The sequence below is a fragment of the Gluconacetobacter entanii genome (assembly GCF_003206495.1).
GTDB classification, from domain to species: Bacteria; Pseudomonadota; Alphaproteobacteria; order Acetobacterales; family Acetobacteraceae; genus Novacetimonas; species Novacetimonas entanii.
Genome location: NZ_NKUF01000004.1, coordinates 26,011 through 51,839, shown reverse-complemented (window position 1 = coordinate 51,839; position 25,829 = coordinate 26,011). Strand labels below are relative to the sequence as shown.

Here is a 25,829-nt window from a genome sequence, read left to right as displayed (position 1 = left end):
GTCATGATATCGTCATGATCCTGTTGATCGACAATTATGACAGCTTCACCTTCAACCTTGTCCACTATCTGGGGGATCTGGGGGAACGCTGTGACGTCCGCCGCAATGATGCGCTGAGCGTCGATGAGGCGATGCGCCTCAAGCCCGAGGCGATCGTGTTTTCACCCGGCCCCCGATCCCCGAACGAAGCCGGAATCTGCTGCGACCTGATCGCGCGCGCGGCAGGGGAAATCCCCATGTTTGGCGTCTGCCTCGGCCACCAGTCGATTGGCCAGGTCTTTGGCGGCAAGGTCGTGCGCGCCCCCATCCCGATGCATGGCAAGGTCTCGCCCGTCATGCATGACGGGACGGACATCTTCACCGGCCTGCCGGACCCGTTCCGCGCCACCCGCTACCACAGCCTGACCGTCGATCCTGATACGCTGCCCGATACGCTGGTACCCACGGCATGGACGGCCGACGGGGTCATCATGGGACTGCGGCATCGTGACCTGCCGATCTTCGGGGTGCAGTTCCATCCCGAAAGCATCGCCTCGGAACACGGCCACGATATCCTGGCCAACTTCCTGTCCATCGCGCGCACCGGCAGCGTACCGTCCAAATCCCGGGCTGCCTGAGCGGCCATGACACAGTCATCCGGCCCGTCCGCCCCTGTGGTCGCCGATTTCCGCTCCGTGATGAAGGACCTGCTGCTTGGCCATGACCTTCCGCTTCCGGTGGCGGAAGGGATTTTCGCGCAGGTCATGGACGGGCAGGTCTCCGACATCCGTCTCGCCGCGTTCCTTACCGCCCTTCACATGAAGGGCGAGACGGCGGGTGAACTGCGCGCCGCCGTCAGCGCGATACGCGCACGCATGATCGGCGTGAAGGACCTGCCGGACGGGGCCATCGACGTCTGCGGCACCGGAGGCGACGGGCTTGGCACCTTCAACGTCTCCACTGCCGTGGCCTTTGTGCTGGCAGCGCTCGAGGTACCGGTCATCAAGCATGGCAACCGGGCACTGTCCTCACGCTCGGGGGCGACGGACGTGCTGCTTGAACTCGGGGTTGGCCTGCCGGACGGGCATGACGACATCCGCGCACAGGTCCATGCCTGCCGGGTTGCGTTCCTTGCCGCGCCGAACCACCATCCCGCCCTACGCCATGTGGGACAGGTCCGGCGTGAACTCGGGTTCCGGACCATCTTCAACCTTGTCGGTCCGCTATGCAATCCGGGCCATGTGCGCCGTCAACTGGTGGGCGTGTTCGACCCGCGCTGGCAGCGCCCGATGGTCGAGACCCTGCGGGATGAGGGATCGCACTGTGTCTGGAGCGTCAGTGGCGCGTGCGGCGACAGGCGCTGGGTCGATGAACTGACCCTGGCAGGGGAAAACCGCATCTGCGCGCTTGATGGCGGGGTCATCCGCGACTGGGTCGTGACGGCCGGGGACGCGGGACTGCCGCCCGCGCCGATCGAGGCCATCGCCGGGGGCACGCCCCGGCACAATGCCCGGGCGCTGAACGACCTGCTGTGCGGCGCACATGGCGCCTATCGCGACACGGTGCTGCTGAATGCGGCCGTTGCGCTGCATGTGGCGGGGCGGGGAAATATCATTCAGGGCGACAGGCTGGATATTGTCGCCCTGCGTACGAACGTTGCCTTGGCCGCCAGCGTTCTTGACAATGGCGCGGCGCATGCCGTGCTGCAAGCCGTTCGTGAATGCCGGGCGGACAGGCCAGAATAGAGTAACAGGGTAAAAAATGAACGACACGCCAATGATGCCGCAACAGACCGATTCTGTCCCGGACCTGGATGCCGATGATTTGCCCGATGTGCTCGACCGTATCTGCGCCCGCACCCGGGTGGATGTGGCGCAGCGTGCGACCGTCACGCCGCTCAAGGAAATCACCGCGCGGGCGCGTGAGGTGGCAACCCCGCCGCGCGGCTTCGGACAGGCGCTCAAGCAGCGCACGGCCGATCACCAGATCGGGCTGATCGCGGAAATAAAGAAGGCCTCTCCCTCCGCCGGCATCCTGCGTGCGGATTACCAGCCAACCCTGATCGCGCAGCAGTACGAGCAAGCGGGTGCCGCGTGCATCTCCGTGCTGACCGAAGGGTCGTGCTTCCACGGCAGCGCCGAAGACCTGACCCGCGTGCGGGAGGCGTGCAAGCTGCCGATCCTGCGCAAGGACTTCATCCTTGACCCGTGGCAGGTGCATGAAAGCCGCCTGATCGGCGCAGACTGCATCCTGCTGATCATGGCGATCCTGACGGATGCAGAGGCCGCGGAACTCCTCGACATTGCGCGGGGACTGGACATGGATGTGCTGGTGGAGGTGCATGACGAGCAGGAACTGAACCGTGCGCTCGCGCTCGATACATCCCTGATCGGTATCAACAACCGCAACCTCAAGACGCTCAAGACCGACCTGAACACGACGATCGAACTCGCGCCGATGGTCCCGCCCGACAGGATCATCGTCTCCGAAAGCGGCATCCGCACGCATGAGGACATCGTGAAGCTGAATGCCGTGGGCGCAAGCGGCTTTCTTGTGGGGGAAAGCCTGCTGCGCGCGGATGACCTCGAAAACGCGGTCCGCACGCTGCTGGGCACCGCCCAGGCATGACGGGGGCAACCCTTTCGCACCTCGACGCGGCAGGCAATGCCACGATGGTGGACGTATCGGGGAAGGCGACGACCCTGCGCGAAGCCGTGGCGAAGGGCCGCATCACCATGCGTCGCACGACACTCGACATGATCCTGTCCGGCACCGCGCCAAAGGGGGACGTGCTGGCCGCCGCGCGGATCGCTGGCATCATGGCGGCAAAGAAGACGTCGGACCTCATTCCGCTCTGCCATCCGCTTGCACTGTCCTCGGTCAAGGTGGACCTTGCCCCCATGGCCGATGACACCGGCATCGAGATTACCGCCCGCGTCCGCACCACGGGTCCGACAGGCGTGGAAATGGAGGCCCTGACGGCTGTCTGCGTGGCCGGACTGACACTGTATGACATGTGCAAGGCCGTCGATCGCGACATGGAGATCGGTCAAATTTGCCTGCACCATAAATCCGGCGGCGCGTCAGGGCTTTATGAAAGGACGGCACCGCCCTCCAGATAACCAGAGACTGCATCAGCCGGTGCTGCCGCGCGATCCTCTGGTCTGGCCCGGTCTGTACGTCATGTAAGAAGGCAAGGACACTCAATGAGTGAGAAACAAGTTTCCGATGTCGAAGGCGGCCGCAACAGCCAGGCCATGACCCAGGCCGAACTGCAGGAAGCCTATTACCAGATGGTCCTGATCCGCCGTTTCGAGGAGCGGGCGGGACAGCTTTACGGCATGGGCCTGATCGGCGGTTTCTGCCACCTGTATATCGGGCAGGAAGCCGTGGTGGTCGGCATCCAGATGGAACTCAAGGACGGGGACAAGATCATCACCTCCTACCGTGACCATGGGCAGATGCTGGCCGCGGGCATGACGCCGCGCGGGGTCATGGCGGAACTGACCGGACGTGAAGGCGGGTATTCCCATGGCAAGGGGGGATCGATGCACATGTTCTCCCGCGAGAAGAACTTCTATGGCGGCCACGGCATCGTCGGCGCGCAGGTCTCGCTGGGCATCGGCCTTGCCTTCGCCAACAAGTACCGCGGCACGGACGAGGTCTCGGTCACCTATTATGGCGAGGGCGCGTCCAACCAGGGGCAGGTTTACGAGAGCTTCAACCTTGCCGCCCTGCATAAACTGCCGTGCATCTTCGTCCTTGAAAACAACCATTACGGAATGGGCACCAGCGTGGAGCGCGCCTCCGCCTCGCGTGAACTGTGGCGCAATGGCGAACCGTGGGGCATTCCCGGCTTCCATGTCGATGGCATGGATGTGGAGGCCGTGCGCAATGCGGCGCGCGATGCCGTCGCCCACTGCCGCGCGGGCAGGGGGCCGGTGCTGCTGGAGGTCGATACCTACCGTTATCGCGGTCATTCGATGTCCGACCCGGCCAAATACCGCCAGCGTTCCGAAGTGGAGGAAATGCGCAGGAACCACGATCCGATCGAACGTGCGCGCAAGGAACTTCTGGCCATGGGCACGACGGAAGACGAACTGAAAGCCATCGACACCAAGGTCAAGGCCATCGTGACCGATGCCAGTGACTTCGCCCAGACCAGCCCCGAACCAGATCCGTCCGAACTGTGGACCGATGTGCTTGTCGAAAGCTGAACACAGATGCCCATACAGATATTGATGCCCGCCCTGTCCCCCACGATGACGGAAGGGAAGCTGGCCCGCTGGCTGAAGAATACCGGGGAAGACGTGGCCCCCGGCGACGTGATTGCCGAGATCGAGACCGACAAGGCCACGATGGAAGTCGAGGCCGTGGAAGAGGGAACCATCGGTCGGGTGCTGGTGCCCGAAGGGACGGAAAACATCGCCGTCAACACGCCTATCGCCATTCTCCTTGCCCCCGGGGAGGACAGTTCCGCCGCCGATGCGACGCCTGCCGAACCCGCGCCGAGCACAGGTGCCGCCCCCGTGGCGACAGCTCCCGCCACCACGCCCCCCACGCAGCCCGCGCCAGTAGCGCAGGCCGGCATCGAAAAGGACTGGGGCGAGACGAGCGAGATTACGGTGCGCGAAGCCCTGCGCGATGCCATGGCGGCGGAACTGCGCCGTGATGAGGACGTGTTCCTGATTGGTGAAGAGGTCGCGCAGTATCAGGGTGCGTACAAGGTCTCGCAGGGGCTGCTGGACGAATTCGGTGAAAAGCGGGTCATCGACACCCCGATCACCGAGCAGGGTTTCACCGGCATGGCGATTGGCGCGGCCCTTACGGGGCTGAAGCCGATCGTGGAATTCATGACCATGAATTTCGCCATGCAGGCCATTGACCAGATCATCAATTCCGCCGCCAAGACGCGCTACATGTCGGGCGGGCAGATGTCGTGCCCCATCGTCTTCCGCGGTCCCAACGGTGCAGCGGCGCGGGTGGGGGCACAGCATTCGCAGTGCTATGCAAGCTGGTATGGCCATGTCCCCGGCCTGAAGGTCGTCACCCCATGGTCCGCCGCCGATGCAAAGGGCCTGCTGCGTGCCGCGATCCGCGATCCCAACCCGGTCATCTTCCTTGAAAACGAGATCCTGTACGGACAGAAATTCCCCTGTCCCGTGGATGAGGATTTCATCCTGCCCATCGGCAGGGCAAAGGTCGAACGCGAGGGTAGCGACGTCACCATCGTGACATTCTCCATCATGGTTGGTGTCGCACTTGAGGCGGCGGCAAAGCTGGCGGAACAGGGCATCAGCGCGGAGGTGATCAACCTGCGCACGATCCGTCCCCTTGACACCGAAACGGTCGTCAACAGCGTCAGGAAGACCAGCCGCCTTGTCTGTGTCGAGGAAGGCTGGCCCTTCGCCGGGATCGGTGCGGAGATTGCCATGCAGGTGATCGAACATGCGTTCGACTACCTTGACGCCCCGCCGGTGCGCGTGGCGGGCGCCGACGTGCCGATGCCGTTTGCCGCCAACCTTGAAAAGCTGGCATTGCCCAATGTCGAGTGGATCCTCAACGCCGTCCGGCAGATTGTCTGAGGGAGCAACGCGATGTCCACGAATATCCTGATGCCGGCCCTGTCTCCCACCATGACGGAAGGCAAGCTGCTGCGCTGGCTGAAGAAGGAAGGCGAGGCGGTCAGTGCGGGCGACGTCGTCGCCGAGATCGAGACGGACAAGGCCACGATGGAAGTCGAGGCCGTGGACGAGGGCGTGCTTGGCCGCATCCTGGTGGATGAGGGGGCCGAGGCCATCAAGGTCAACACGCCGATCGCCATCCTCGTCGCCGAAGGCGAGGCCGTGCCCGATGCGCCCGGCGCCCCTGCACCTGCGGCAGCGGCCCCGGCGCCCACGCCGGCCCCCACGGCATCGGCTGCGCCTGTGACCGGTACATCCGGATCGGCTGCCCCTGCGACGCCTGCAGCAGCCGGACCGGCGAAGGGGAAGCGTATTTTCGCCTCTCCGCTGGCACGCCGCATCGCCGGCCAGAAAGGGATCGACCTGTCCACGCTCAAGGGCAGTGGTCCGAACGGGCGGATCGTCCGCCGCGATGTCGAACAGGCCGCGGCACAACCTGCCGCACCGCCACAGCCCGCAGCGCCAGCACAGCCGCCCGCAATGCAGGGCGTTGCGATCGCGGCCGATACCCCCCATCACACCGTCGCCAATTCGACGATGCGCAAGGTGATCGCCCGTCGCCTGACCGAAGCGAAATCGACCATTCCGCATTTTTATGTGGAGATGGATGTCGAACTCGACGCGCTTCTGGCCCTGCGTTCCCAACTGAACGCGGCATCGCCTGCGGACGGGGCAGGGGCCTACAAGATCTCGGTCAACGACATGCTCATCAAGGCAGCGGCCATCACGTTGCGCCGGGTGCCCGATGTCAATGTCTCCCATGCGGGCGACGTGACTGTCCATTACGACAATATCGACATCTCGATGGCGGTTTCCATCCCTGACGGGCTGATCACGCCCATCGTCCGGCAGGCCGACCTGAAAAGCCTTGGCCAGATCAGCACGGAGACGCGCGGCCTGATCCGGCGCGCGCGTGAGGGGAAGCTCAAGCCCCATGAATTCCAGGGCGGCACGTTCTCCATCTCCAACATGGGGATGATGGGGGTGAAGGCGTTCTCCGCCATCATCAACCCGCCACAGGCCGCCATCCTCGCCATTGCGGCGGGAGAAGCCCGCCCGGTGGTAAAGGACGGGGAAATCCGTGTGGCCACCGTCATGACCGTGACACTGTCGGTGGATCATCGCGTCGTGGATGGCGCGCTTGCCGCGCAATGGGTCTCGGTCTTCCGTTCCGTGGTGGAAAACCCGCTAAGTCTTGTGGTCTGAGGACGCTGGCATGAACTCTTCCCAATTTGACGTCATCATCATCGGTGGTGGTCCCGGCGGATATGTCAGCGCGATCCGCGCGGGGCAGCTTGGCCTGAAGGTCGCGGTGGTGGAAGCCGCGCAGCTTGGCGGCATCTGCCTCAACTGGGGCTGTATCCCGACCAAGGCGCTGCTGCGGGCGTCGGAAATCAATCACCTGCTGCATAACCTTGGGGAATTCGGGTTCGCGGCGGACAATGTGCGCTTTGACCTTGGGAAAGTGGTCAAACGCTCCCGCGCGGTCTCGGCACAGCTTTCGGCGGGTGTCGGGCACCTGCTGAAGAAGAACAAGGTAACCGTCATCAACGGCTTCGGCCGCCTTGACGGAAGCGAGGGCGACAGACGCCGGGTTTCGGTCACCCCGACAGGCGGGGGAGACGCGGCGACGCTGCTGGCCCCGCATGTCATCATCGCGACAGGTGCGCGGGCGCGCGTGCTGCCGGGACTGGAGCCGGACCAGAAGCTGATCTGGTCCTATCGCGAGGCCATGGTGCCGACGGAACTGCCCAAGCGCCTGGTGGTGATCGGGTCCGGGGCGATCGGGATCGAGTTCGCCTCGTTCTATCGCAACATGGGCTCCGAAGTGACCATTGTTGAGGTTGCTGAGCGCGTCCTGCCGGTAGAGGATGAGGAAATCAGCGGCCTTGCACGCAAGGCATTCGAAAAGCAGGGCATGAAGATCCTGACGGGGGCGAAGATCGTGTCCGTCTCCAAGGGGCCCGATACCGTGACCCTGAAGGTCGAGGCAGGCGGCAAGACGCAGGAGATTACGGTCGATCGCGTCATTTCGGCCGTCGGTATCGTCGGCAATGTCGAGAATATCGGGCTGGAAGGCACCGCAATCGAGGTCGAGCGCACCCATATCAAGGTCGATCCCTACTGCCGCACGGCGGAGAAGGGGGTCTATGCCATCGGGGACATTGCCGGGCCGCCCTGGCTGGCCCACAAGGCAAGCCATGAAGGCGTGATGTGCGCGGAGATGATCGCCGGGCGGAAGGTCCATCCGATGGATCCGCTGAACATCCCCGGCTGCACCTACTGCCGTCCGCAGGTGGCCTCGGTCGGCATGACGGAGGCACGGGCGAAGGAGGCGGGCTACAAGATCCGCGTCGGGCGCTTTCCCTTTATCGGCAATGGCAAGGCCATCGCGATGGGAGAGCCGGAAGGGCTGGTCAAGACCATCTTTGACGCGCAGACAGGCGAACTGCTTGGCGCGCACATGATCGGGGCCGAGGTGACGGAGATGATCCAGGGCTATGTCATCGCCCGGACATCGGAACTGACGGATGAGGAGTTGAAGGAAACGGTGTTCCCGCATCCCACCATTTCCGAAACCATGCATGAGGCCGTGCTGGCCGCCTATGACGGGGCGCTGCATTTCTGAACTTTGCAGCGGCCGCTTTCATGCACCATGAACGGGGGAGGTATGCTGCACCGCGTGCCTTTCCCGACCTTGTGATTGCCCATCAGGTTCCGGCACGCAAGAATGCTTGACGCATGGAACGGCGCGTTCCACTTGTGGATATCTGCCTGTTTTTCGGGGTTTTACCGCTTATGTCCGTACGTGTCCTGATCGATCATCGCAAGGAAGGGTCGCCTGCGGCGCGGCACCCGGAAAAAGCACACCGGCCTGACAACCCCATTGCCAGGAAACCGGACTGGATCCGTGTCAGCGCGCCCAACAACCCCGTCTATCACGAAACGCGCAAGCTGATGCGTGACCAGAAACTGGTGACGGTGTGCGAGGAAGCGGCCTGTCCCAATATCGGCGAATGCTGGTCGCAACGCCACGCGACCATGATGATCATGGGCGAAATCTGCACCCGCGCCTGCGCGTTCTGCAATGTCACGACCGGACTGCCGCACGCGCTGGATGCCGATGAACCGCAGCGCGTGGCCGAAGCGGTGGCAAAGCTGGGCCTGCGTCATGTCGTCATCACGTCCGTGGACCGTGACGACCTGCCGGACGGCGGGGCGCATCATTTTGCCCGTGTCATCACCGCGATACGCGAGGCGGCCCCCACCACGACCATCGAGATCCTGACCCCCGATTTCCTGCGCAAGCCCGGGTCGCTGGAAATCGTGGTCAGGGCACGGCCCGATGTGTTCAACCACAACCTTGAAACCGTGCCGCGCCTGTATCCCTCCATCCGGCCCGGAGCGCGCTATTACCAGTCGATGCGGCTGCTTGATGACGTCAAGCGCCTTGATCCGTCGATCTTCACCAAGTCGGGACTGATGCTGGGACTGGGGGAGGAGAAGCCCGAAATACTTCAGGTCATGGATGACCTGCGTATAGCGGACGTTGATTTCATCACCCTGGGGCAATATCTCCAACCTACGGTCAAGCATGCTGCGGTGGCACGTTTTGTCACGCCGGAGGAGTTCGCCGACTACGCCGCCATGGCCCGGGTCAAGGGATTCCTTCAGGTCAGTTCGTCGCCACTGACACGGTCGTCGTATCATGCGGACTCTGATTTTGCGGAATTGCGTGCCGCACGACAAAAGCGTCTGGAAACCCAGAACGGCGCGATGGAGACGAAGTGATGCCCACCCATGCCGAACGTCGGTTGATCGCCTATTCTCCGGATCAGCTTTTCGATCTGGTCGCCGATGTCGGAAAGTATCCGCAGTTCCTGCCCTGGTGCGTGGCCGCCAGGGTCAGAAGCCGCACCGCCACGCTGCTGGTGGCGGACCTGTCGATCGGTTTTGGTCCGTTCCGTGAAACCTTCACCAGTCGCGTGACCCTCGATCAGCCACGAACCATCCGTGTCACCTATGAAAAAGGTCCGTTCCGCTACCTGAACAATGTCTGGACCTTTACCCCTGATGAACGGGGATGCCTGATCGATTTCTTCGTCGATTTCGAATTCCGCTCCCGCCTGCTGCAGGCGGCAATCGGCGTTGTATTCAACGAGGCCGTTCGCCTGATGGTGTCGGCCTTTATCCGGCGGGCCCGTGACATCTATGGTCCACCCACGATAGTACCGCCCGCCAATCCCTCGACCATGCCCGCCAAGATGGGAAACGCATAATAGCGGGCATGCCTACTTCCCGGAAAATGGTCTAATGAAACATTCCTCTCTCCTGATCTTCCTGCTGGCTGGACTGGCGGGGGCAGGAACGGCGCATGCGTCACTGGCTGCGACGCATGCACGTCACCAGACATCGGACAGCCAAGCGCCCGCACCGGGCAGCAACGCCGAAACGGCGGATCTCAATGCCCTCAGCCTGCAAAAAGCGCGGGCCAGCCTGAACGCCAAAGCACCTGCGACCCCGGCACCTGCGGCGAAGGGGCCGGTCGCGAATGGCAAACCGCAGCCGGTTCAGGCCGCAGGCACCGGAACGACGTCTCCGCCGATCCGTGTGCCGGAGACCACCGATACGGTCGCATTCTATTAAGGCATGAAGCTATCGGATTGACCAATAACATTCATTCTATCGGGCTTTAACCATCACGGGCGCGATCAGGTCATCCCACCTGATCGCGTTTTTGTTTCAGCCGGCCTGCAATGCTTCGATCACCAGTGTCTGGGCATGGATCACGGCCTGCGTCCGGATCGAATCCCGGTCCCCGGAAAACACGACCGAGACCGTCCGCGTCAACTGCTGCTTCACCGCCACGGCGAACCACACCAGGCCCACCGGCTTTTCGGCGCTTCCCCCACCGGGACCTGCGATTCCCGTAATCGATACCGCGATATCGGCATCGGGGGCGACGGCCACGGCACCTTCCGCCATGGCTGCGGCGACCTCGCTGCTGACCGCGCCACGCAGGTCAAGCAGGACAGACGGCACATCCAGCAGCCGCACCTTCATCGCATTGGAATAGGTCACAAACCCGCCCGCCACGAATTCGGACGCACCGGGCGGCTGTGTCAGGGATCCGGCCAGCAGGCCGCCGGTGCAGCTTTCGGCCACGACGATCCGGCGCCCCTGCCGGGCCAGTTCCTCCAGCAGCAAAAGCGCGCCCTGCGTCATCCGGGCGGATAATGACGGTTCCATATGCTTTCATCCTGTTTTTGCGGCTGCATGTCCCGCACCGGGGTCAGGCGATGGCATGCAGGGCCATGACAATCAGCCCAGCCCCCATGCCCGCCACGATATCATCGCCCATGATACCCACGGCATCATGTCGCCTGTCAAACCAGCCCACCGGTCCGGGTTTCGTGATATCGAACAGCCGGAACAGGGCAAACGCCAGTGCCAGCCACAGGAAATCCGCACCACGCAGGGCATGGACATGAAGCTGGGCGAGCGGCCACATCGACAGCCACATGCCCGCGACTTCGTCAATGACGATCCAGCCATGGTCTTCCCCATCCGAAACCATGGCCGTCGCCCAGTATCCGATGACGCAGCACACCGCGATGGCCATTCCCATCCATGCCGCATGCTGCAGCAGCGGAACCCCCACCACCAGCGCGGCCAGCGATCCAACCGTCCCCGGTGCACGGGGGGCAAAGCCACTGCCACCAAAACTGGCGATCATGCGTGCGAAGGAACGCATTATCGTGCGGCCTCCGTCCCTGTTGCCGTCCCGGCCGCGCGCGCCTGGTAGATCACCATGTTTTCCAGCACCCGTTCCACGTAATTGCGCGTCTCCTCGAACGGGATGCTTTCCACCCAGTCCAGTATGACCTCGCCCGATGCATGATCGCGCGCCGGATCGCCAAGCGAGGCCAGCCATGTATCGACCCGGTGCGGCCCGCTGTTATAAGCGGCAAGCAGATAGGGGACACTGCCGCCGAACCGCTCCATAAGCTGCTGGAGGTAGGCCGCCCCCAGCGTCATGTTCACCTGCGGATTGGTCAGCGTGGCCGCGGTCACGGTGGTATAGGGCTGGTGCGTACGACGGGCCAGTTCCTGTCCGGTGGCCGGAAGCAACTGCATCAGGCCGACGGCATGCGCGCCGCTGACGATGGTGGGATCAAAGCTGCTTTCCTGTCGCATGACCGCCAGTTCCAGCCCCTGCGGCAGGTCATGTTCCGAGGGCACGAAGGGGCGGGGCCATCCATCATCCACCAGCGCAAGCCCGTCGCGCCCCGCACGACTCGCGATCAGCACCGCGACATCTGGCATCGCCAGACGGGTGGCAAGCCGGGCGGCAAGCACATGTTCCACCGGCCGCGTCGCTTCTTCATCCAGTTTGATGACAAAATCGCGGGCATGATGGAAATCGTTCCATGACACCAGGATCTGGGCCGCGCGCGCAAGGTCCGACGTATCGAAACGCACGGATTCCTCCACCGTGGGTTCGGGCGTGCGCAACCGCATCAGGTATTCGCGCACGGACTGCCCGGCCTGTCCGGGGGTCAGCAACCCGTTGACCCCATCATTGCGCAGGCAGGCAATCGACATCTGCCCGTAAAAGGTATTGGCAAACTGCGCGGCCTCTTCCCACGCGGTACGCGCCGCCGCACGGTTGCCACGCGCCGCCTGTGCACGCCCGCTCCAGTACAGTCCGCGACTGCGGGTGATCAGTGCGGTGGCGCGGGTCAACGGCTCAAAGCGCGCCAGCGCCTTTGCCGGCTGCTTCAGGCGTTGCAGCAGGATCCAGCCACTGAGGAACTGCGCGTCATAGGACGCAACCTCCGGCAGGCCCGACTGGTCATCGGCGATCAGCAGCGCATCGCGGTTGCGCCCCTGCATCAGCAGGTCACGCGCCAGCGTGTCACGCGCATGCCAGAACATGGCGGCGCCTGCCTTGTCCTGCTGCCGCTCTATGGCGAAACCCCTGCGCTTCCACAGGGCAATGGCCTCATCAAGGCGTTGCGCATGATCCAGCCAGCGCAACTGGTCCAGGACCAGCATGGCGTCATCGCGCTGGCCGTCGGCAACCGCCGCCAGCAGATCCTGCGCACCTGCGTCATTGCGACGCAGGGCAAGCCGCGCACGGGCAAGGGCCTGCTGCTGCGGGTCGAGATATGCGATCTGGGCATCGGCCGCGGCAAGGCGGCCATTACGCTCCTGCCGGTCAAAACGCTGCCAGTTGTCCTGCGCGGTAAAGGCCGCGCCAAACTGCTGCTGCATCAGGTGCGCATCGGCAGGCTGATCGGCCCCGGAAACCCATGCCGCGCGCGCCCACTGCGTTATCTGCGAAGGCGGTGGCGTGGCGGCGGTGGCACAGTGCGCCAGCGCCTGCGCGCTGCTCAACTGCCAGCGCGCGCACAACCGCGCGAGTGTGGCGGGATCCTGTTCCTGCGCCAGGGCATGCTCGAACCGGGCGAGCATGACGGCGCGCTTCGGCCATGTGGCGCTTTCGGTCAGGAAGTTGGCATATTCATCGGCGCTTCCCCCGGCGGGGGACAGCAGGCGCAGATAGACCGTCAGGCGGGCGGCAACCGGACTGTCATCGGCATTGCCGGTATCCGCCTGACGCTGCGTGGGCCATGCGGAGGAAGGGGGGATGGCGGGGACTTCCGCATGAACGTCACAGGCCGGGCATGACATCCACAATGCGGCCACCATGGACGCCACACGGCCACCACGCCCCATCCTGCGGCGCACATCCCGCCACCCACGGCCGCCTGTCACGAAAGATGGGTCCACACTTCACCTCCGCCCTTGACGATCAGTTCAATGGCCACCGCCAGCACCACCAGCAGCCCGATCCATGAAATCCAGCGGAACCGCTCCAGCAGTCGGGCGATCAGCGAGGCCGCGATGGCCATCATCAGCACCGAAACCACCAGTCCGGTCACCAGCACGCCGACATGTTCGCCCGCGGCCCCCGCCACCGCGAGGACGTTATCAAGGCTCATGGACAGGTCGGCCACAATGATGCGGATGATGGCATTGCGCAGCGAACCGGGGGCAGGGGCGGCATCGGCATCCGCGTGGCCCGCCCCCCGCATTTCACGATACATCCGCCAGCACACCCACAGCAGCAGCATCCCCCCCGCCAGCGTCAGGCCGATGATGGCCAGCAGGCGCACCGCCACCAGCGCCAGGCATATCCGGATCAGTGCGGCACCCAGCACGCCCGACAGGATCGCGACCCTGCGCTGCGGGGCGGGGAGGCCACGCACCGCCATTCCGACAACGATCGCGTTGTCGCCCGCCAGCGTAAGATCAATGAGGACAACCTGACCAAGCGCGTAAAGCGAGGAGGCGGAAACGGCAAATGACATGAAGCAGGGACATCCTGTTGCACTGTCCGGCAGGGACATGAAAAATGAAGTCGGTCTGCCCCAGTATATGCCGTGGGATGCGGATGCCATGCAATCATGCGCATCCGGATTTGAAATATGCATGAAAGGGAAGACGCGCGACGCGGAATTGGCTAGGAAAGGGTCCCACATTCCCCTATCGCGCATTTTGTTAAGGAAATCCAACCCTATGGTCCCGCGTTATACCCGGCCGGTGATGGCCGCCATCTGGTCCCCGGAAAACCGGTACCGCATCTGGTTCGAAATCGAGGCCCTCGCGTGTGAGGCCATGGCCAGGTACGGCGCCATCCCCGAAGAGTCCGCGCGCACCATCCGCGAAAAGGGCGACGCGGCGATGGCGGCGTTCACGCAGGCCGACCTTGACCGTATCGACGAGATCGAGGCCGTCACCCGCCACGACGTCATCGCGTTCCTGACATGGCTTGCGGAAAAGGTCGGCCCCGACAGCCGCTTCGTCCATCTGGGCATGACCTCGTCCGACGTGCTTGACACCTGCCTGTCGGTGCAGATGGTGCAGGCGACCGACCTGCTGCTCGAAGATCTCGACAGGCTGCTCGCCGCACTGAAGGCGCGGGCGTTCGAGCACAAGCATACGCTGACGATCGGGCGCAGCCATGCCATCCATGCGGAACCGACGTCGTTCGGGCTGAAGCTTGCGGGACATTACGCGGAATTCGCCCGCAACCGCGAACGCCTTGTCCGTGCACGGGAGGAAATTGCCGTGTGTGCGATTTCAGGCGCGGTCGGCACCTATGCCCATATCGACCCGCGCGTGGAGGAATATGTCGCGCACAAGCTTGGCCTGAAGCCCGAGGGCGTCTCCACGCAGGTGATCCCGCGTGACCGCCATGCCGCCTATTTCTGCGCGCTGGCGGTGATCGCAAGCGGGATCGAACGCCTTGCGGTCGAAGTCCGCCACCTGCAGCGCTCAGAAGTGCGCGAGGCGGAGGAGTTCTTCCATCCGGGGCAGAAGGGGTCGTCCGCGATGCCGCACAAGCGCAACCCCGTGCTGTCGGAAAACCTGACCGGGCTTGCGCGCCTCGTGCGTTCGCACGTCATCCCGGCGCTGGAGAACGTGGCGCTGTGGCATGAACGCGACATCAGCCATTCGTCCGTGGAACGCAACATCTGCCCCGATGGCACGATCGGCCTTGACTTCGCACTGGTGCGGCTTGCGGGGATGATGGAAAAGCTGGTGGTCTATCCCGACCGCATGCAGGCGAATATCGAAAGCCTTGGCGGTGTCGTCCATTCGGGCGAAGTGCTGCTTGCGCTTGCACGCGCGGGCATCCTGCGTGAAGATGCCTATCGCATCGTGCAGCGCAACGCGATGGAAACGTGGACCAAGCTGGGACAGCCTGACGGGCGGACGTTCCGTGAAAACCTCGACGCCGATCCCGAAGTCGCGGGACGCGTCCCGGCGGAGGTGCTGGACGCGGCGATGGACAGCAAGGCGCACCTGCGTCACCTGAACCACACCTACCATCGCGTTTTCGGGGAAACCGGCCCCCACCAGGCATAGGGACCGGACAGCCAACGGACCCGGCCACGGGCCAGACATACAGGATCAATGGCGTGTGTACTGTCGTTATCTCCCACCAACCGGACGAGGCATGGCCGCTGCTGCTGGCGGCCAACCGTGATGAACGCCTTGACCGCCCGTGGGAGCCACCGTCGCGCCACTGGAGCGAACATCCCACGGTCGTGGGGGGACGTGACTGTGTGGCCGGTGGCTCGTGGCTGACCATGAATGACGCGGGCGTCATCGGGGCGATCATGAACCGCGTCGGCAGCCTTGGCCCCGCGCCGGGCAAGCGTTCACGCGGGGAACTTCCGCTGATGGTGGGGGATCACCTGTGCGCACGCGATGCCATCGCGCAGATCGCGACCCTTGATGCCGGGGAATGGCGCTCCTTCAACATGATCGTGGGTGACGGCACGGACGCGTTTTTCATCCGCGGCCCCGGTTACGGCACGCCACAGGTCATCGCGCTGGAGGCGGGGACGCACATGATCGCGACCACGGATCCCGATGACATGTCGATGCCGCGGATCGCACGCCACCTGCCACGCTTCCGCGCCGCGCCACGCCCCATCCCGCCCGCATGGGAAAGCTGGACCACGCTGCTGGCCGACCGTTCGCTTCCTGCGGGCAGTGAACTCAACATCCCGCCGCGTTCGGGCTTTGGCACCTGCAGTTCCTCCGCGCTGGGCGTCTCGCGCGATCCCGGCGCACCCGGCGGACGGTCATGGTTCTTTGCCGCCGGTGCGCCGGACCGCGTGGGCTATGCCCCGGTGGACCTGAACGCCCGCCGCCCCGATGCGGGCATGGCGGCGACATAGAAACGTTATGGTATCTTCGACGCGCAATCGCTGCTATTGCATGCGCATCATTCTGGGTCCTGTTGCGGACCCGCAGGGGAGGATGCCTGCGGCATGCTTCCCACAGCCGTATGTGAAGGACGAGTATGGGCCGCCGCCGCCAGCTTTATGAAGGAAAAGCGAAGATCCTTTTCGAGGGTCCGGAACCGGGAACCATGGTTCAGTATTTCAAGGACGATGCCAGTGCGGGCAATGGCGCCAAGAAGGGCGTCATTACCGGCAAGGGCGTCCTGAACAACCGGATCAGCGAACACCTGATGCTGCGCCTGCATGAAATCGGGATCCCCACCCATTTCATCCGCCGGCTGAACATGCGCGAGCAGTTGATCCGCGAGGTGGAGATCATCCCGCTTGAGGTCGTGATCCGCAATGTCGCCGCAGGCAGCCTCAGCAAGCGCCTCGGCATCAAGGAAGGCACCCGCCTGCCGCACCCGATCGTCGAATTCTACTACAAGAACGACAGTCTCAACGACCCGATGGTCAGCGAGGAGCACATCACCGCCTTTGGCTGGGCCTGCGCCCATGACCTTGAGGACATCGTTTCGCTAAGCATGCGGATCAACGATTTCCTGTGCGGCCTGTTCGTGGGGATCGGGATCACGCTGGTGGACTTCAAGCTTGAATTCGGCCGCCTGTGGGAAAACGACAACATGCGCATCGTGCTGGCGGACGAGATTTCGCCCGACAACTGCCGCCTGTGGGATGCCAAGACCAACCAGAAGCTCGACAAGGACCGTTTCCGCCAGGATATGGGCAAGGTCGAGGAAGCCTATCAGGAAGTGGCCATGCGCCTTGGCATCCTGCCCGAGGCGACGAATTCCGACATGAAGGGACCGGAGGTAATGCAATGAAAGTACGCGTGACGGTCATGCTCAAGGACGGCGTGCTCGACCCCCAGGGCAAGGCGGTGGAACATGCGCTGCATGTGCTCGACTTCAAGAATGTCGGTGACGTGCGCATCGGGCGGGTGATCGACCTCGAACTCTCCGAAAGCGACCCGGCCCGTGCCATCGTGCAGGCCAACGAAATGGCCCGCGCGCTGCTTGCCAACCTCGTGATCGAGGATTTCGCGGCGGAGGTCGTTGAGGAATGAAGACGGCAACGGGCATTTTCCTTGCGGCCTGCGCGCTTGGCGTGGGCCTGCTGCCGCGTTCGGACGCACATGCGCAGCGCGTTTCGCGCATGCCCGCGTCGCAGCTGGGCACGCTGTGCACGCGCGCGTCGGGCACGGGGCTGTGTGACTCCTACATTTCCGGCGTGGCGGATGCCGCGGCCCTTGCGCACCTGTTCGAGCGCAATGCGGAAAAGGACCAGCACGATGTCGCCGCGTTCTGCATCGCGCCCGCGACCAACCTGTCCGACATGCGCGGCAAGGTCGTGGACTGGATGAAGGCGCATCGCGACCAGCTTTCCCGCCCGGCGGGGGAGGCGGTCTTTACCGCGCTTCATGAAGCCTATCCCTGCGGCGATCACAAATGAAGGCGGGCATTGTTGTTTTTCCCGGCACCAACCGGGAACGTGACATGGCGATCGCGCTGCGCAGCGTGACCGGCGTCGCCCCCCGCATGATCTGGCACCGCGAAACGGAACTGCCGGACCTTGACCTCGTCGTGCTGCCCGGTGGCTTCAGCTATGGCGATTACCTGCGGTGCGGGGCGATGGCGGCCCATGCGCCGATCATGCCCGCCATCCGCCGCTTCGCGCAGGCGGGCGGGCATATCCTTGGCGTGTGCAATGGCTTCCAGATCCTGACGGAAGCACAGCTTCTGCCCGGCGCGCTGCTGCGCAACGCCTCGCTGCGGTTCCTGTCACAGGACTGCTTCCTGCGCGTTGAACGCAACGACACGCCGTTCACCCGCCACTGGAAGCGCCATGACGTGTTTCGCACGCCCATGGCGCATGGGGACGGCAATTACATCGCCGACCACGAGACGATCCGCATGCTTGAAGACACCAACCGCGTCGCCTTCCGCTATGTCGCGGCGGACGGACGGCTTGATGCCGGGGATGGCACGCTCAACCCCAACGGAAGCATGGGGGCCATCGCTGGCGTCTTCAGCGAGAACCTGCGCATCTGCGGCATGATGCCGCACCCCGAGGATCTGGTGGATCCCCTGATGGGCGGAGAAGACGGAAAGCCGCTGTTTACAGGTCTGGTGGAGGCGCTGGTCGGATGAGCACAGCAGGACAGAAGCCCGTCAACGAGGCGCTGGCGAAGGAATTCGGCCTGACGGCGGAGGAATACGGCAATGTGCTGTCCATCATGGGACGCACGCCGAGCCTGACCGAACTGGGTATTTTTTCCGTCATGTGGTCGGAACACTGCTCCTACAAATCGTCGCGCGCGTATCTGAAGACGCTGCCGACGAAGGCGCCGTGGGTCATCCATGGACCGGGCGAGAACGCGGGCGTCGTCGATATCGGGCAGGGGCTTGCCGCCATCTTCAAGATGGAAAGCCACAACCATCCCTCCTTCATCGAACCCTACCAGGGGGCGGCAACGGGGGTTGGCGGCATCCTGCGCGACGTCTTCACGATGGGCGCGCGCCCGGTTGCGAACCTCAATGCCCTGCGCTTTGGCGATCCCGACAACCCGCAGACGCGGCGCATCGTCGATGGCGTCGTGCGTGGCGTTGGCGGGTATGGCAACTGCGTCGGCGTTCCCACCGTCGGGGGGGAAATCAACTTCCATCCCGCCTATGACGGCAATCCGCTGGTCAATGCGATGACGGTGGGGGTCGCGCGTCAGGACCGCATCTTCCTGTCGGCGGCGGCAGGCGTTGGCAATCCCGTCATCTATGTCGGGTCGAAGACCGGGCGTGACGGGATCCACGGGGCCACAATGTCCTCGTCCGAGTTTGACGAGGACGCGCTGGCCAAGCGTCCCACGGTCCAGGTGGGCGACCCGTTCGTTGAAAAACTTCTGATTGAGGCGTGCCTTGAACTGATGGCGACCGACGCGATCGTCGCCATTCAGGACATGGGGGCTGCCGGCCTGACGTCCTCCGCCGTGGAAATGGCGGGCAAGGGCGGGGTGGGCATCGAACTCGACCTCGACCAGGTGCCACAGCGCGAACGCGGCATGACGGCCTATGAAATGATGCTGTCGGAAAGCCAGGAGCGGATGCTGATCGTCATCCGTCCCGACCGTACGGAACAGGCCCGCGCCATTTTCGACAAGTGGGAACTGGATTTCGCCGTCATCGGCCACCTGACGGACACGGGACGCATCGTCCTGCGCCACAAGGGGCAGACGGAGGCGGATATCCCGCTGGCGCCGCTGGCGGACCAGGCCCCGGTCTATCACCGCCCGACCGCGCCGGCCCTGCCGCCCGTGCCGCTGGGTCAGATTACAGACCCGGTGGGGATCGAACAGGCGCTGCTGCGGCTGATCCGCTGCCCCGACCTCGCCTCGCGCGAGTGGGTGTGGAACCAGTATGACAGCACGGTGGGCGGCCAGACCGTCCGGCGCCCCGGCGCGGCCGACGCGGCCATCATACAGGTCGAGGGCACGACGCTCGGCCTTGCGATGACAACGGACTGCACGCCGCGCTACTGCCGCGCGAACGCCCGGACCGGCGGCGCGCAGGCCGTGGCGGAGGCATGGCGCAACCTGACCGCCACCGGCGCGCGTCCGCTGGCGGTAACGGACAACCTCAACTTCGGCTCCCCCGAAAAGCCCGAGGTGATGGGGCAGTTCGTCGATGCCATCGCGGGCATGGGCGATGCGTGCCGCGCACTCGACTTCCCGGTCGTCAGCGGCAATGTCTCGCTCTACAACGAAACCCGTGGCCCGGATGGGGAGTCGGTTTCCATCCTGCCGACACCCGCGATTGGCGGGCTTGGCGTGCTTGATGACGTCACGAAGGCCGTGGGACTGGGCATGCCCGACGGGTGTGACGTGATCGTGATTGGCGAGACACGCGGCGAACTGGGGCAGTCGCTGTGGCTGCGTGAAATCCATGGCAGCCAGGATGGCGAACCGCCTGCGGTCGATCTACAGGCCGAACGTCGCAATGGCGATTTCGTACGCGCGTCCATCCTCGATGGCACCATCGTTGCGTGTCATGACGTGGCGGATGGTGGCCTGCTGGTCACCGTGACGGAAATGGTCATGGCGGGCGACGCCGGATGCACCCTGCTGGCACCGCAGGCGGGCATGCGTCCCGAAGCCTTCTGGTTCGGTGAGGATCAGGCGCGCTACATCGTCGCGGTCCGCGATGGCAAGGCGTTCATGGACCGGGCGGCGCAGGCCTCCGTCCCGTGTCGCGTGCTGGGCCAAAGTGGCGGTGACGGTTTGACATTGCCCCATGGCTCCACAATATCAAAGGCACGTCTCGTCGCGGTGAACAAGGAATTCTTCCCGCGACTCATGGATCGCTGAACACCAGGGACAGGCAGGAGAACAGCCGATGGCCATGACGGCCCAGGAAATCGAAACCTACATCCGTGGCGCGCTGCCGGATGCGCAGATCCACATCGACGACCTTGCGGGGGATGGCGACCATTACGCCTGCAAGGTCGTCAGCAATGCGTTTCGCGGCCTGTCCCGCGTGAAACAGCACCAGTTGGTCTATAACGCGTTGCAGGGGCATATGGGGGGCAAGCTGCACGCACTCGCCCTTCAGACCAGTACACCGGACTGATCCCCCCGAACCGGGGCAGGCAGCCGGTCATCAGAACGAGGAGTCCATTATTATGGCCGAAACCATCACCCAGCAGATCCAGGCGCAGATCGACGCCAATCCGGTCATGCTGTACATGAAGGGCGATGCGACCTTCCCGCAGTGCGGTTTTTCCGCACGCGTCGTGCAGATCCTCAAGCATCTGGGCGTGCCGTTCAAGACCGCCAATGTCCTCGAAGATCCGGCCCTGCGTCAGGGGATCAAGGATTTTTCGAACTGGCCCACGGTGCCGCAGCTTTATGTCAAGGGCGAGTTCATCGGTGGCTGTGACATCGTGACGGAGATGTACCAGTCCGGCGAACTGCAGAAGCTGCTGGCTGAAAAGGGCATTGTCGCGGCATCTGCCTGAACGGCACCCGACAGGTCCCCGGTGTAACAGCCGGAACAGAAGGCGGAAGGGAAGCGCAGGCTCCCTTCCGCTTTTTTTTGTTTCAGCCAGTGCGGAGCCTTGCCTTGCGCACCCGATTTTGCGTAGCTTCGCTGCGATGACTGAATTGGAGTGTTAGATGCGCCATACGTGCTTGCGAATCACGACCCTGTCGGTGGTTTGCGCGGGTTTCTTCTACAGCGTCACGCCACAGGCGCAGGCACGTAGCCATGCCATGACAGAGATGGAAGCAGATCGCCTGACACTCAGCGCCCTGACCGCGCCGCCGCCGCCGGTGCGCCATGTGGTCTATCGCCGTGCTGTTGCCGGGCATCATGTCGTTGTGGCATCCGCCCATCACGCGACGTCATCGCACGTGCGCCATTCCCTGGTTCATGAAGTGTCCTACCGTCCGCATGGCACGACCGCCATCCATCACGTGACACGTACGAGCCTCCATCACCGGACCTGATTGTCCCGGATTGCGGCTCACTCCATCCTGAATGCGTCCTCGATGCGATGCAGATCGCCATCGGGCAGGACTACCACCACGTCAAAGCGCATTTCGTCATAGGTCCATCCGGTATTGAGCATGCACAGGGCCTGCGCCGCATTCATCAGGCGCTGCATCGTGCGGCGCGAGATGGCATCGCCTGCCTGCATGATCGACGGACGTGCCTTCACTTCCGTAAAGACCAGCATACCGTCACGGATGGCGACGATATCAATTTCCCCCCATGCCGTGCGGGCGCGCTGCGCCAGGATGGTCCATCCTTCCGACCGCATCCGCTCCATGACCTTCCGTTCCGCTTCCAGTCCCCTGTGATGGGATCGCCGTCCCATGGAACGCTTCCGCCATGATGGCGATGATGGGGCTTCTGGCGTTGTCGCGACTTTCATTACATTTCCTTTGCCCGGGGATGCCTGCGCAGGGACCAGCAATACCGCGATCCGGGTCTCACGGGGCAGCCAACATGACGGCCTGTGTCGAATTTTCATGCCTTCATGGCGCGTACGGAATAATGACCGCATCATGATCTATACTTACGTCACTTTCCTTGCCCCGATCGTGCTGGCGCTGCGCCTGTGTATCGTGGCGGTTGTCATCGTCCATGTGCTGCTGACGAAACGTGACGTAGGGGCCTCCATCGGGTGGATCGGTGTCACGGTCCTCATGCCGCTGACCGGTGGCATCCTGTATTCGATGTTCGGCATCAACCGTGTGCGGCGGCGCGCAAAGCGCCTGGTCGGCCTGCATCCGTGGCACAGCCGCACCATGACCTCGCGCTGGCGCAGGGGGGAGGAGGGACGCTTTGCCCCGCTGGCGGAGATGGTCACGAAACTGACACAGCGTCCGTTGCTGGCCGGCAACCTTGTCACCCAGCTGCATGACGGCGACAGCGCGTATCCACAGATGCTCGCGGCGATTGAAGGGGCGCAAAGCACGGTCCTGCTGTGTTCATATATTTTCCGGCCAGACGAAATCGGGCATAAATTCTGCGATGCGCTGATTGCGGCCCACCGGCGCGGCGCACAGGTGCGGGTGCTGGTCGATGGCGTGGGCAGCGGCTATTTCCATTGCGCGATCGCCAGCAGGCTGGCGCGGGCAGGGGTGCCGGTCGGGCGGTTCATGCATTCGATGCTGCCGTGGCGCATGCCGTTCATCAACATGCGCGATCACAAGAAAATCCTGGTGGTCGATGGCCAGACCGGGTTCATGGGCGGGCTGAATATCGGCAGGGAGAACCTGACGGCGCTGCATCCGGCCCATCCCGTCTCCGACACGCATTTCCGCATTGCCGGGCCGGTCATCCACCAGTTGAGCGAGGCCTTCGCCCGCGACTGGACCTTCACCACGGGGGAGGAACTACTGGCAGACCTGTTCTTCCCCGAACAGAAGGCCCATGGCGACAGCCTGACGCGCATTGTCACGGCGGGACCGGATTCCGACCTGGAGAAGATCGAATACACCATGCTGCAGGCCATTCCGATGGCCCGGCATTCCGTGCGTCTGATGACGCCGTATTTCCTTCCCGATGACAGGTTCCTGACGGAACTTGCCCTTGCGGCGCTGCGCGGGATCGAGGTGGACATCATCGTCCCGCGCCACAGCAACCATATCTTCATCGACTGGGCACGGGCGGCGAACCTGCCGCGCTTCCTCGATTCCGGTTGCAGGGTCTGGCAGGCGCGACCGCCCTTCAACCACTCGAAACTCATGGTCGTGGACCGGCACTGGTCATTCGTGGGCAGTTCGAACATTGACGTGCGCAGCCTGCGGCTGAATTTCGAGATCAACCTCGAAATCTATGATGATACGCTGGCTGCCACGATTGACGATTTCATCATCCGCCATCGCCATGAACGCCTGACCCATCACGACCTCGACCGGCGTTCCCTGCCGGTCAGGCTGCGCGATGCCTCGGCACGGCTGCTCCTGCCCTATCTCTGAGGCAGGAGTTCGAGCCGGACGGCGATGGGACGGTGGTCGGATGCGTAATTGTCGATCACGCGCTGCTCCACGCATGACAGGCCACGGATCAGGCACCGGTCGAGCCGGATCGGCAGGACATCGGCCATGCGATGCGTGGGCGCACGGGGGCCGACATCACGGAAATGCCGGACCAGCGTGGGACCGACAAGATTGAAGTCCCCAAGGATCGCGGCACGATAGGGCAGAAGCTGCGACATGCGGCGCAACTGCCGGCGGTTCAGCAATTGCCCATGCGAAAGGTGCACGTTGGCGATGGCAAACGGGCCACATTCAATGATCTGCGCCACGCGCCGTATCAGCGTCCCCGACGGCAGGGTGCAGGTCATGGGCGGCCTGCGATAGGGCCACGGGCTCCAGCATGCGACGCCATGGATGCGGCCGGGCAGGGGGGAGCGCGCATAATGCCCCCCGATCAGCGTGGGCAGGGCGTCGATGTCAATCGTTGCCTCCTGCATCAGCAGCAGGTCGGGCTTTTCCTGATGGATCAGGTGCACGACATCGCGCACCGTGGCGCCGATCTTTCGCAACAGGTTCCAACTGATGATCCTGATGCTGTTTTCGGAACGGAACGCGGGCTGGTATCCCGGCAGGGGAGAAGTCCCCGGCTGGGCGACGATGGCGGGCAGCCGCAGATACGGACGCGCAAGGTTCATGGCTCGACAAATGGCTCCCTGACCTCGGGCGGCAGGCGCGCGCCCGGATCTCCTGCGGCGAATTCAGCCGTCAGGGTATATCCCACACCAATAAGCACCGGCCCCAGAAAAATGCCAAGGCCGCCAAACGTCCAGATTCCCCCAAGAACGCCCAGCACCGTCAGGAGATAGGGAAGCTGCGCCCCGCGGGCAATGAACATGGGCCGCATGATATGATCGGCCCCCGACACGATGATGGTCCCGTAAAGCAGCAGGAACACGCCCCAGCCGGGATGGTGGGCGACGAACAGGAAGAACGCCGCCGGTATCCAGATCAGCGGCGCGCCGATGGGCAGGACGGAGATGAAGGCGGTGATCCCGCCCCACAGGATGGGGTTGGAGATCCCCGCGATGGCGAAACCGATCCCCGTCAGCACGCCCTGCAGCAGGGCGGTGCCGATGATGCCATAGACGGTGCCCCGGATGGTGCGCCCGATGATCCCGAGGATACGATCCGCATAGACCCCGGCGATGCGCCGCACGACGGCAACGAACGTATCACCAAGTGCTTCCCCGCCCAGCCAGAAGAAAAACGCCATGAACAGCGCCATGCCCAGATGCGCAAGCCCGCTGGCGAGTTGCATGACCCCGGCAAGGGCCCATTGCACCAGTCGGCCGCTGTAGGGGCGTATCATCTGGTCGATATTGCCCACGTCCACACGCCACTTCTCCCACGTCTCGTTCAGTTGCGCGCCCAGATGCGGGATATGTCCCAGCCATGCGGGCAGGGGCGGCAGGTGGATGGAGGTGGTGATGCTGTCGATCGCGTCGGGCAGGGTCTGGGGCAGTTCGACAATGCTGCTGGAGACCACAAGCGTAAGCGGCACCACCAGCACGACCGCCGACATGACCGTCATGCCCAGCGCGGCGATCAGCGGGGAGGTCTGCCGCCGCAGCCGCACATAGATCGGCCATGTCGAAAATGTCAGGATTGCCGCCCACAGCAGGGCTGACATGAAGGGGTAGAGGATGAGAACGCAGCCGAAGGCGATTCCCCCCAGCATAAGCCCCATCATGATGCGTTCGACCATAATCCGTCGCGATCCGTCCCGTGGCAATCCGTGCGAAGGCGTGACCCCGCTTTCGTCATGGCACAATATGCTGCACCTTATCGCAAAGCGCTGAAACA

At 63.8% G+C, this 25,829-nt stretch carries 29 protein-coding genes; 22 read left to right on the top strand and 7 right to left on the bottom strand.

Going from position 1 to position 25,829, the window contains the following annotated elements; translation table 11 throughout:
• Window positions 1-14 precede the first annotated feature (14 nt).
• From CFR72_RS03120 to CFR72_RS17940, 11 genes are all read left to right on the top strand, one after another.
• Window positions 15-617 (top strand): anthranilate synthase component II, encoded by a 603-nt coding sequence (locus CFR72_RS03120; protein ID WP_110912600.1) that lies wholly within the window; start codon window positions 15-17, stop codon window positions 615-617.
• A 6-nt stretch (window positions 618-623) separates the two neighbouring features.
• A complete protein-coding gene (trpD, locus tag CFR72_RS03115) occupies window positions 624-1,724 on the top strand; it encodes an anthranilate phosphoribosyltransferase (protein ID WP_110912599.1) in 1,101 nt (366 codons plus the stop codon).
• Between the two features lie 31 nt (window positions 1,725-1,755).
• Window positions 1,756-2,607, top strand: coding sequence for an indole-3-glycerol phosphate synthase TrpC (gene trpC, locus CFR72_RS03110; protein WP_110912598.1), 852 nt, complete (start codon window positions 1,756-1,758; stop codon window positions 2,605-2,607).
• Entirely contained in the window at window positions 2,604-3,101 is a 498-nt protein-coding gene (gene moaC / locus CFR72_RS03105; RefSeq protein ID WP_110912597.1) for a cyclic pyranopterin monophosphate synthase MoaC, read from the top strand. The genes trpC and moaC overlap by 4 nt, the downstream gene beginning before the upstream one ends.
• Window positions 3,102-3,236: 135 nt before the next feature.
• Complete coding sequence (pdhA, locus tag CFR72_RS03100; protein ID WP_390670744.1) at window positions 3,237-4,196, top strand: pyruvate dehydrogenase (acetyl-transferring) E1 component subunit alpha; 960 nt, start codon at window positions 3,237-3,239, stop codon at window positions 4,194-4,196.
• Between the two features lie 6 nt (window positions 4,197-4,202).
• Complete coding sequence (locus CFR72_RS03095; RefSeq protein ID WP_110912595.1) at window positions 4,203-5,564, top strand: pyruvate dehydrogenase complex E1 component subunit beta; 1,362 nt, start codon at window positions 4,203-4,205, stop codon at window positions 5,562-5,564.
• A gap of 12 nt (window positions 5,565-5,576) precedes the next feature.
• The gene (locus CFR72_RS03090; RefSeq protein ID WP_110912594.1) at window positions 5,577-6,869 is read left to right on the top strand and encodes a pyruvate dehydrogenase complex dihydrolipoamide acetyltransferase; all 1,293 of its coding nucleotides are present in this window, start codon (window positions 5,577-5,579) and stop codon (window positions 6,867-6,869) included.
• A gap of 10 nt (window positions 6,870-6,879) precedes the next feature.
• Window positions 6,880-8,292, top strand: coding sequence for a dihydrolipoyl dehydrogenase (gene lpdA, locus CFR72_RS03085; protein WP_110912593.1), 1,413 nt, complete (start codon window positions 6,880-6,882; stop codon window positions 8,290-8,292).
• A 170-nt stretch (window positions 8,293-8,462) separates the two neighbouring features.
• Entirely contained in the window at window positions 8,463-9,455 is a 993-nt protein-coding gene (lipA, locus tag CFR72_RS03080; protein WP_110912677.1) for a lipoyl synthase, read from the top strand.
• A complete protein-coding gene (locus CFR72_RS03075) occupies window positions 9,455-9,943 on the top strand; it encodes a type II toxin-antitoxin system RatA family toxin (protein WP_110912592.1) in 489 nt (162 codons plus the stop codon). The genes lipA and CFR72_RS03075 overlap by 1 nt, the downstream gene beginning before the upstream one ends.
• Window positions 9,944-9,977: 34 nt before the next feature.
• On the top strand, window positions 9,978-10,310 hold the full coding sequence (locus tag CFR72_RS17940; protein ID WP_244182152.1) for a hypothetical protein: 333 nt from the start codon (window positions 9,978-9,980) through the stop codon (window positions 10,308-10,310).
• A gap of 96 nt (window positions 10,311-10,406) precedes the next feature.
• Here the strand turns inward: CFR72_RS17940 and CFR72_RS03065 are convergent, their stop codons facing one another.
• The 4 genes from CFR72_RS03065 to CFR72_RS03050 are packed head-to-tail and all read right to left on the bottom strand — an operon-like array spanning window position 10,407 to window position 14,041.
• Window positions 10,407-10,913 carry a CinA family protein gene (locus CFR72_RS03065; protein WP_110912591.1) on the bottom strand — a complete coding sequence of 169 codons (507 nt, stop codon included), beginning with the start codon at window positions 10,911-10,913 and terminating at the stop codon, window positions 10,407-10,409.
• A gap of 43 nt (window positions 10,914-10,956) precedes the next feature.
• Window positions 10,957-11,418 carry a phosphatidylglycerophosphatase A family protein gene (locus tag CFR72_RS03060; RefSeq protein WP_208629949.1) on the bottom strand — a complete coding sequence of 154 codons (462 nt, stop codon included), beginning with the start codon at window positions 11,416-11,418 and terminating at the stop codon, window positions 10,957-10,959.
• Window positions 11,418-13,445 carry a lytic transglycosylase domain-containing protein gene (locus CFR72_RS03055; protein ID WP_244182150.1) on the bottom strand — a complete coding sequence of 676 codons (2,028 nt, stop codon included), beginning with the start codon at window positions 13,443-13,445 and terminating at the stop codon, window positions 11,418-11,420. The genes CFR72_RS03060 and CFR72_RS03055 overlap by 1 nt, the downstream gene beginning before the upstream one ends.
• Window positions 13,442-14,041 (bottom strand): YjbE family putative metal transport protein, encoded by a 600-nt coding sequence (locus CFR72_RS03050; RefSeq protein ID WP_110912589.1) that lies wholly within the window; start codon window positions 14,039-14,041, stop codon window positions 13,442-13,444. Before CFR72_RS03050 ends, CFR72_RS03055 begins: the two co-directional genes overlap by 4 nt.
• A 208-nt stretch (window positions 14,042-14,249) precedes the next feature.
• Here CFR72_RS03050 and purB point away from each other — a divergent pair, with 208 nt between their 5' ends.
• The 10 genes from purB to CFR72_RS03000 all read left to right on the top strand — a co-directional run bounded on the left by purB (window position 14,250) and on the right by CFR72_RS03000 (window position 21,986).
• Window positions 14,250-15,602 (top strand): adenylosuccinate lyase, encoded by a 1,353-nt coding sequence (purB, locus tag CFR72_RS03045; RefSeq protein ID WP_110912588.1) that lies wholly within the window; start codon window positions 14,250-14,252, stop codon window positions 15,600-15,602.
• A gap of 53 nt (window positions 15,603-15,655) precedes the next feature.
• A complete protein-coding gene (locus CFR72_RS03040; RefSeq protein ID WP_110912587.1) occupies window positions 15,656-16,423 on the top strand; it encodes an NRDE family protein in 768 nt (255 codons plus the stop codon).
• Window positions 16,424-16,548: 125 nt separating this feature from the next.
• Window positions 16,549-17,313 (top strand): phosphoribosylaminoimidazolesuccinocarboxamide synthase, encoded by a 765-nt coding sequence (gene purC / locus CFR72_RS03035; protein WP_110912586.1) that lies wholly within the window; start codon window positions 16,549-16,551, stop codon window positions 17,311-17,313.
• Complete coding sequence (purS, locus tag CFR72_RS03030) at window positions 17,310-17,555, top strand: phosphoribosylformylglycinamidine synthase subunit PurS (protein WP_110093807.1); 246 nt, start codon at window positions 17,310-17,312, stop codon at window positions 17,553-17,555. The genes purC and purS overlap by 4 nt, the downstream gene beginning before the upstream one ends.
• Window positions 17,552-17,941 carry a Rap1a/Tai family immunity protein gene (locus CFR72_RS03025; protein ID WP_110912585.1) on the top strand — a complete coding sequence of 130 codons (390 nt, stop codon included), beginning with the start codon at window positions 17,552-17,554 and terminating at the stop codon, window positions 17,939-17,941. The genes purS and CFR72_RS03025 overlap by 4 nt, the downstream gene beginning before the upstream one ends.
• Entirely contained in the window at window positions 17,938-18,639 is a 702-nt protein-coding gene (gene purQ / locus CFR72_RS03020; RefSeq protein WP_110912584.1) for a phosphoribosylformylglycinamidine synthase subunit PurQ, read from the top strand. The genes CFR72_RS03025 and purQ overlap by 4 nt, the downstream gene beginning before the upstream one ends.
• Window positions 18,636-20,846, top strand: a complete 2,211-nt coding sequence (gene purL / locus CFR72_RS03015; protein ID WP_110912583.1) for a phosphoribosylformylglycinamidine synthase subunit PurL — start codon at window positions 18,636-18,638, stop codon at window positions 20,844-20,846. The genes purQ and purL overlap by 4 nt, the downstream gene beginning before the upstream one ends.
• Before the next feature lie 28 nt (window positions 20,847-20,874).
• Window positions 20,875-21,108, top strand: coding sequence for a BolA family protein (locus CFR72_RS03010; RefSeq protein WP_003620177.1), 234 nt, complete (start codon window positions 20,875-20,877; stop codon window positions 21,106-21,108).
• A 52-nt stretch (window positions 21,109-21,160) separates the two neighbouring features.
• Window positions 21,161-21,496: a Grx4 family monothiol glutaredoxin gene (gene grxD / locus CFR72_RS03005; RefSeq protein WP_110093803.1), complete on the top strand. Its 336-nt coding sequence runs from the start codon at window positions 21,161-21,163 to the stop codon at window positions 21,494-21,496.
• 157 nt (window positions 21,497-21,653) lie between these two features.
• Window positions 21,654-21,986, top strand: coding sequence for a hypothetical protein (locus tag CFR72_RS03000; RefSeq protein ID WP_193713184.1), 333 nt, complete (start codon window positions 21,654-21,656; stop codon window positions 21,984-21,986).
• 17 nt (window positions 21,987-22,003) lie between these two features.
• On the opposite strand, the gene CFR72_RS02995 is transcribed toward CFR72_RS03000, so the two are convergent.
• Window positions 22,004-22,414, bottom strand: coding sequence for a YraN family protein (locus CFR72_RS02995; RefSeq protein ID WP_244182148.1), 411 nt, complete (start codon window positions 22,412-22,414; stop codon window positions 22,004-22,006).
• Between the two features lie 133 nt (window positions 22,415-22,547).
• Between CFR72_RS02995 and cls the strand changes: the two genes are divergently transcribed.
• Window positions 22,548-23,966, top strand: a complete 1,419-nt coding sequence (cls, locus tag CFR72_RS02990; RefSeq protein WP_110912673.1) for a cardiolipin synthase — start codon at window positions 22,548-22,550, stop codon at window positions 23,964-23,966.
• On the opposite strand, the gene CFR72_RS02985 is transcribed toward cls, so the two are convergent.
• Window positions 23,957-24,661: an endonuclease/exonuclease/phosphatase family protein gene (locus CFR72_RS02985; protein ID WP_110912582.1), complete on the bottom strand. Its 705-nt coding sequence runs from the start codon at window positions 24,659-24,661 to the stop codon at window positions 23,957-23,959. The genes cls and CFR72_RS02985 overlap by 10 nt on opposite strands.
• Window positions 24,658-25,731, bottom strand: a complete 1,074-nt coding sequence (locus CFR72_RS02980) for an AI-2E family transporter (RefSeq protein WP_110912581.1) — start codon at window positions 25,729-25,731, stop codon at window positions 24,658-24,660. Before CFR72_RS02980 ends, CFR72_RS02985 begins: the two co-directional genes overlap by 4 nt.
• Window positions 25,732-25,829: the final 98 nt, after the last annotated feature.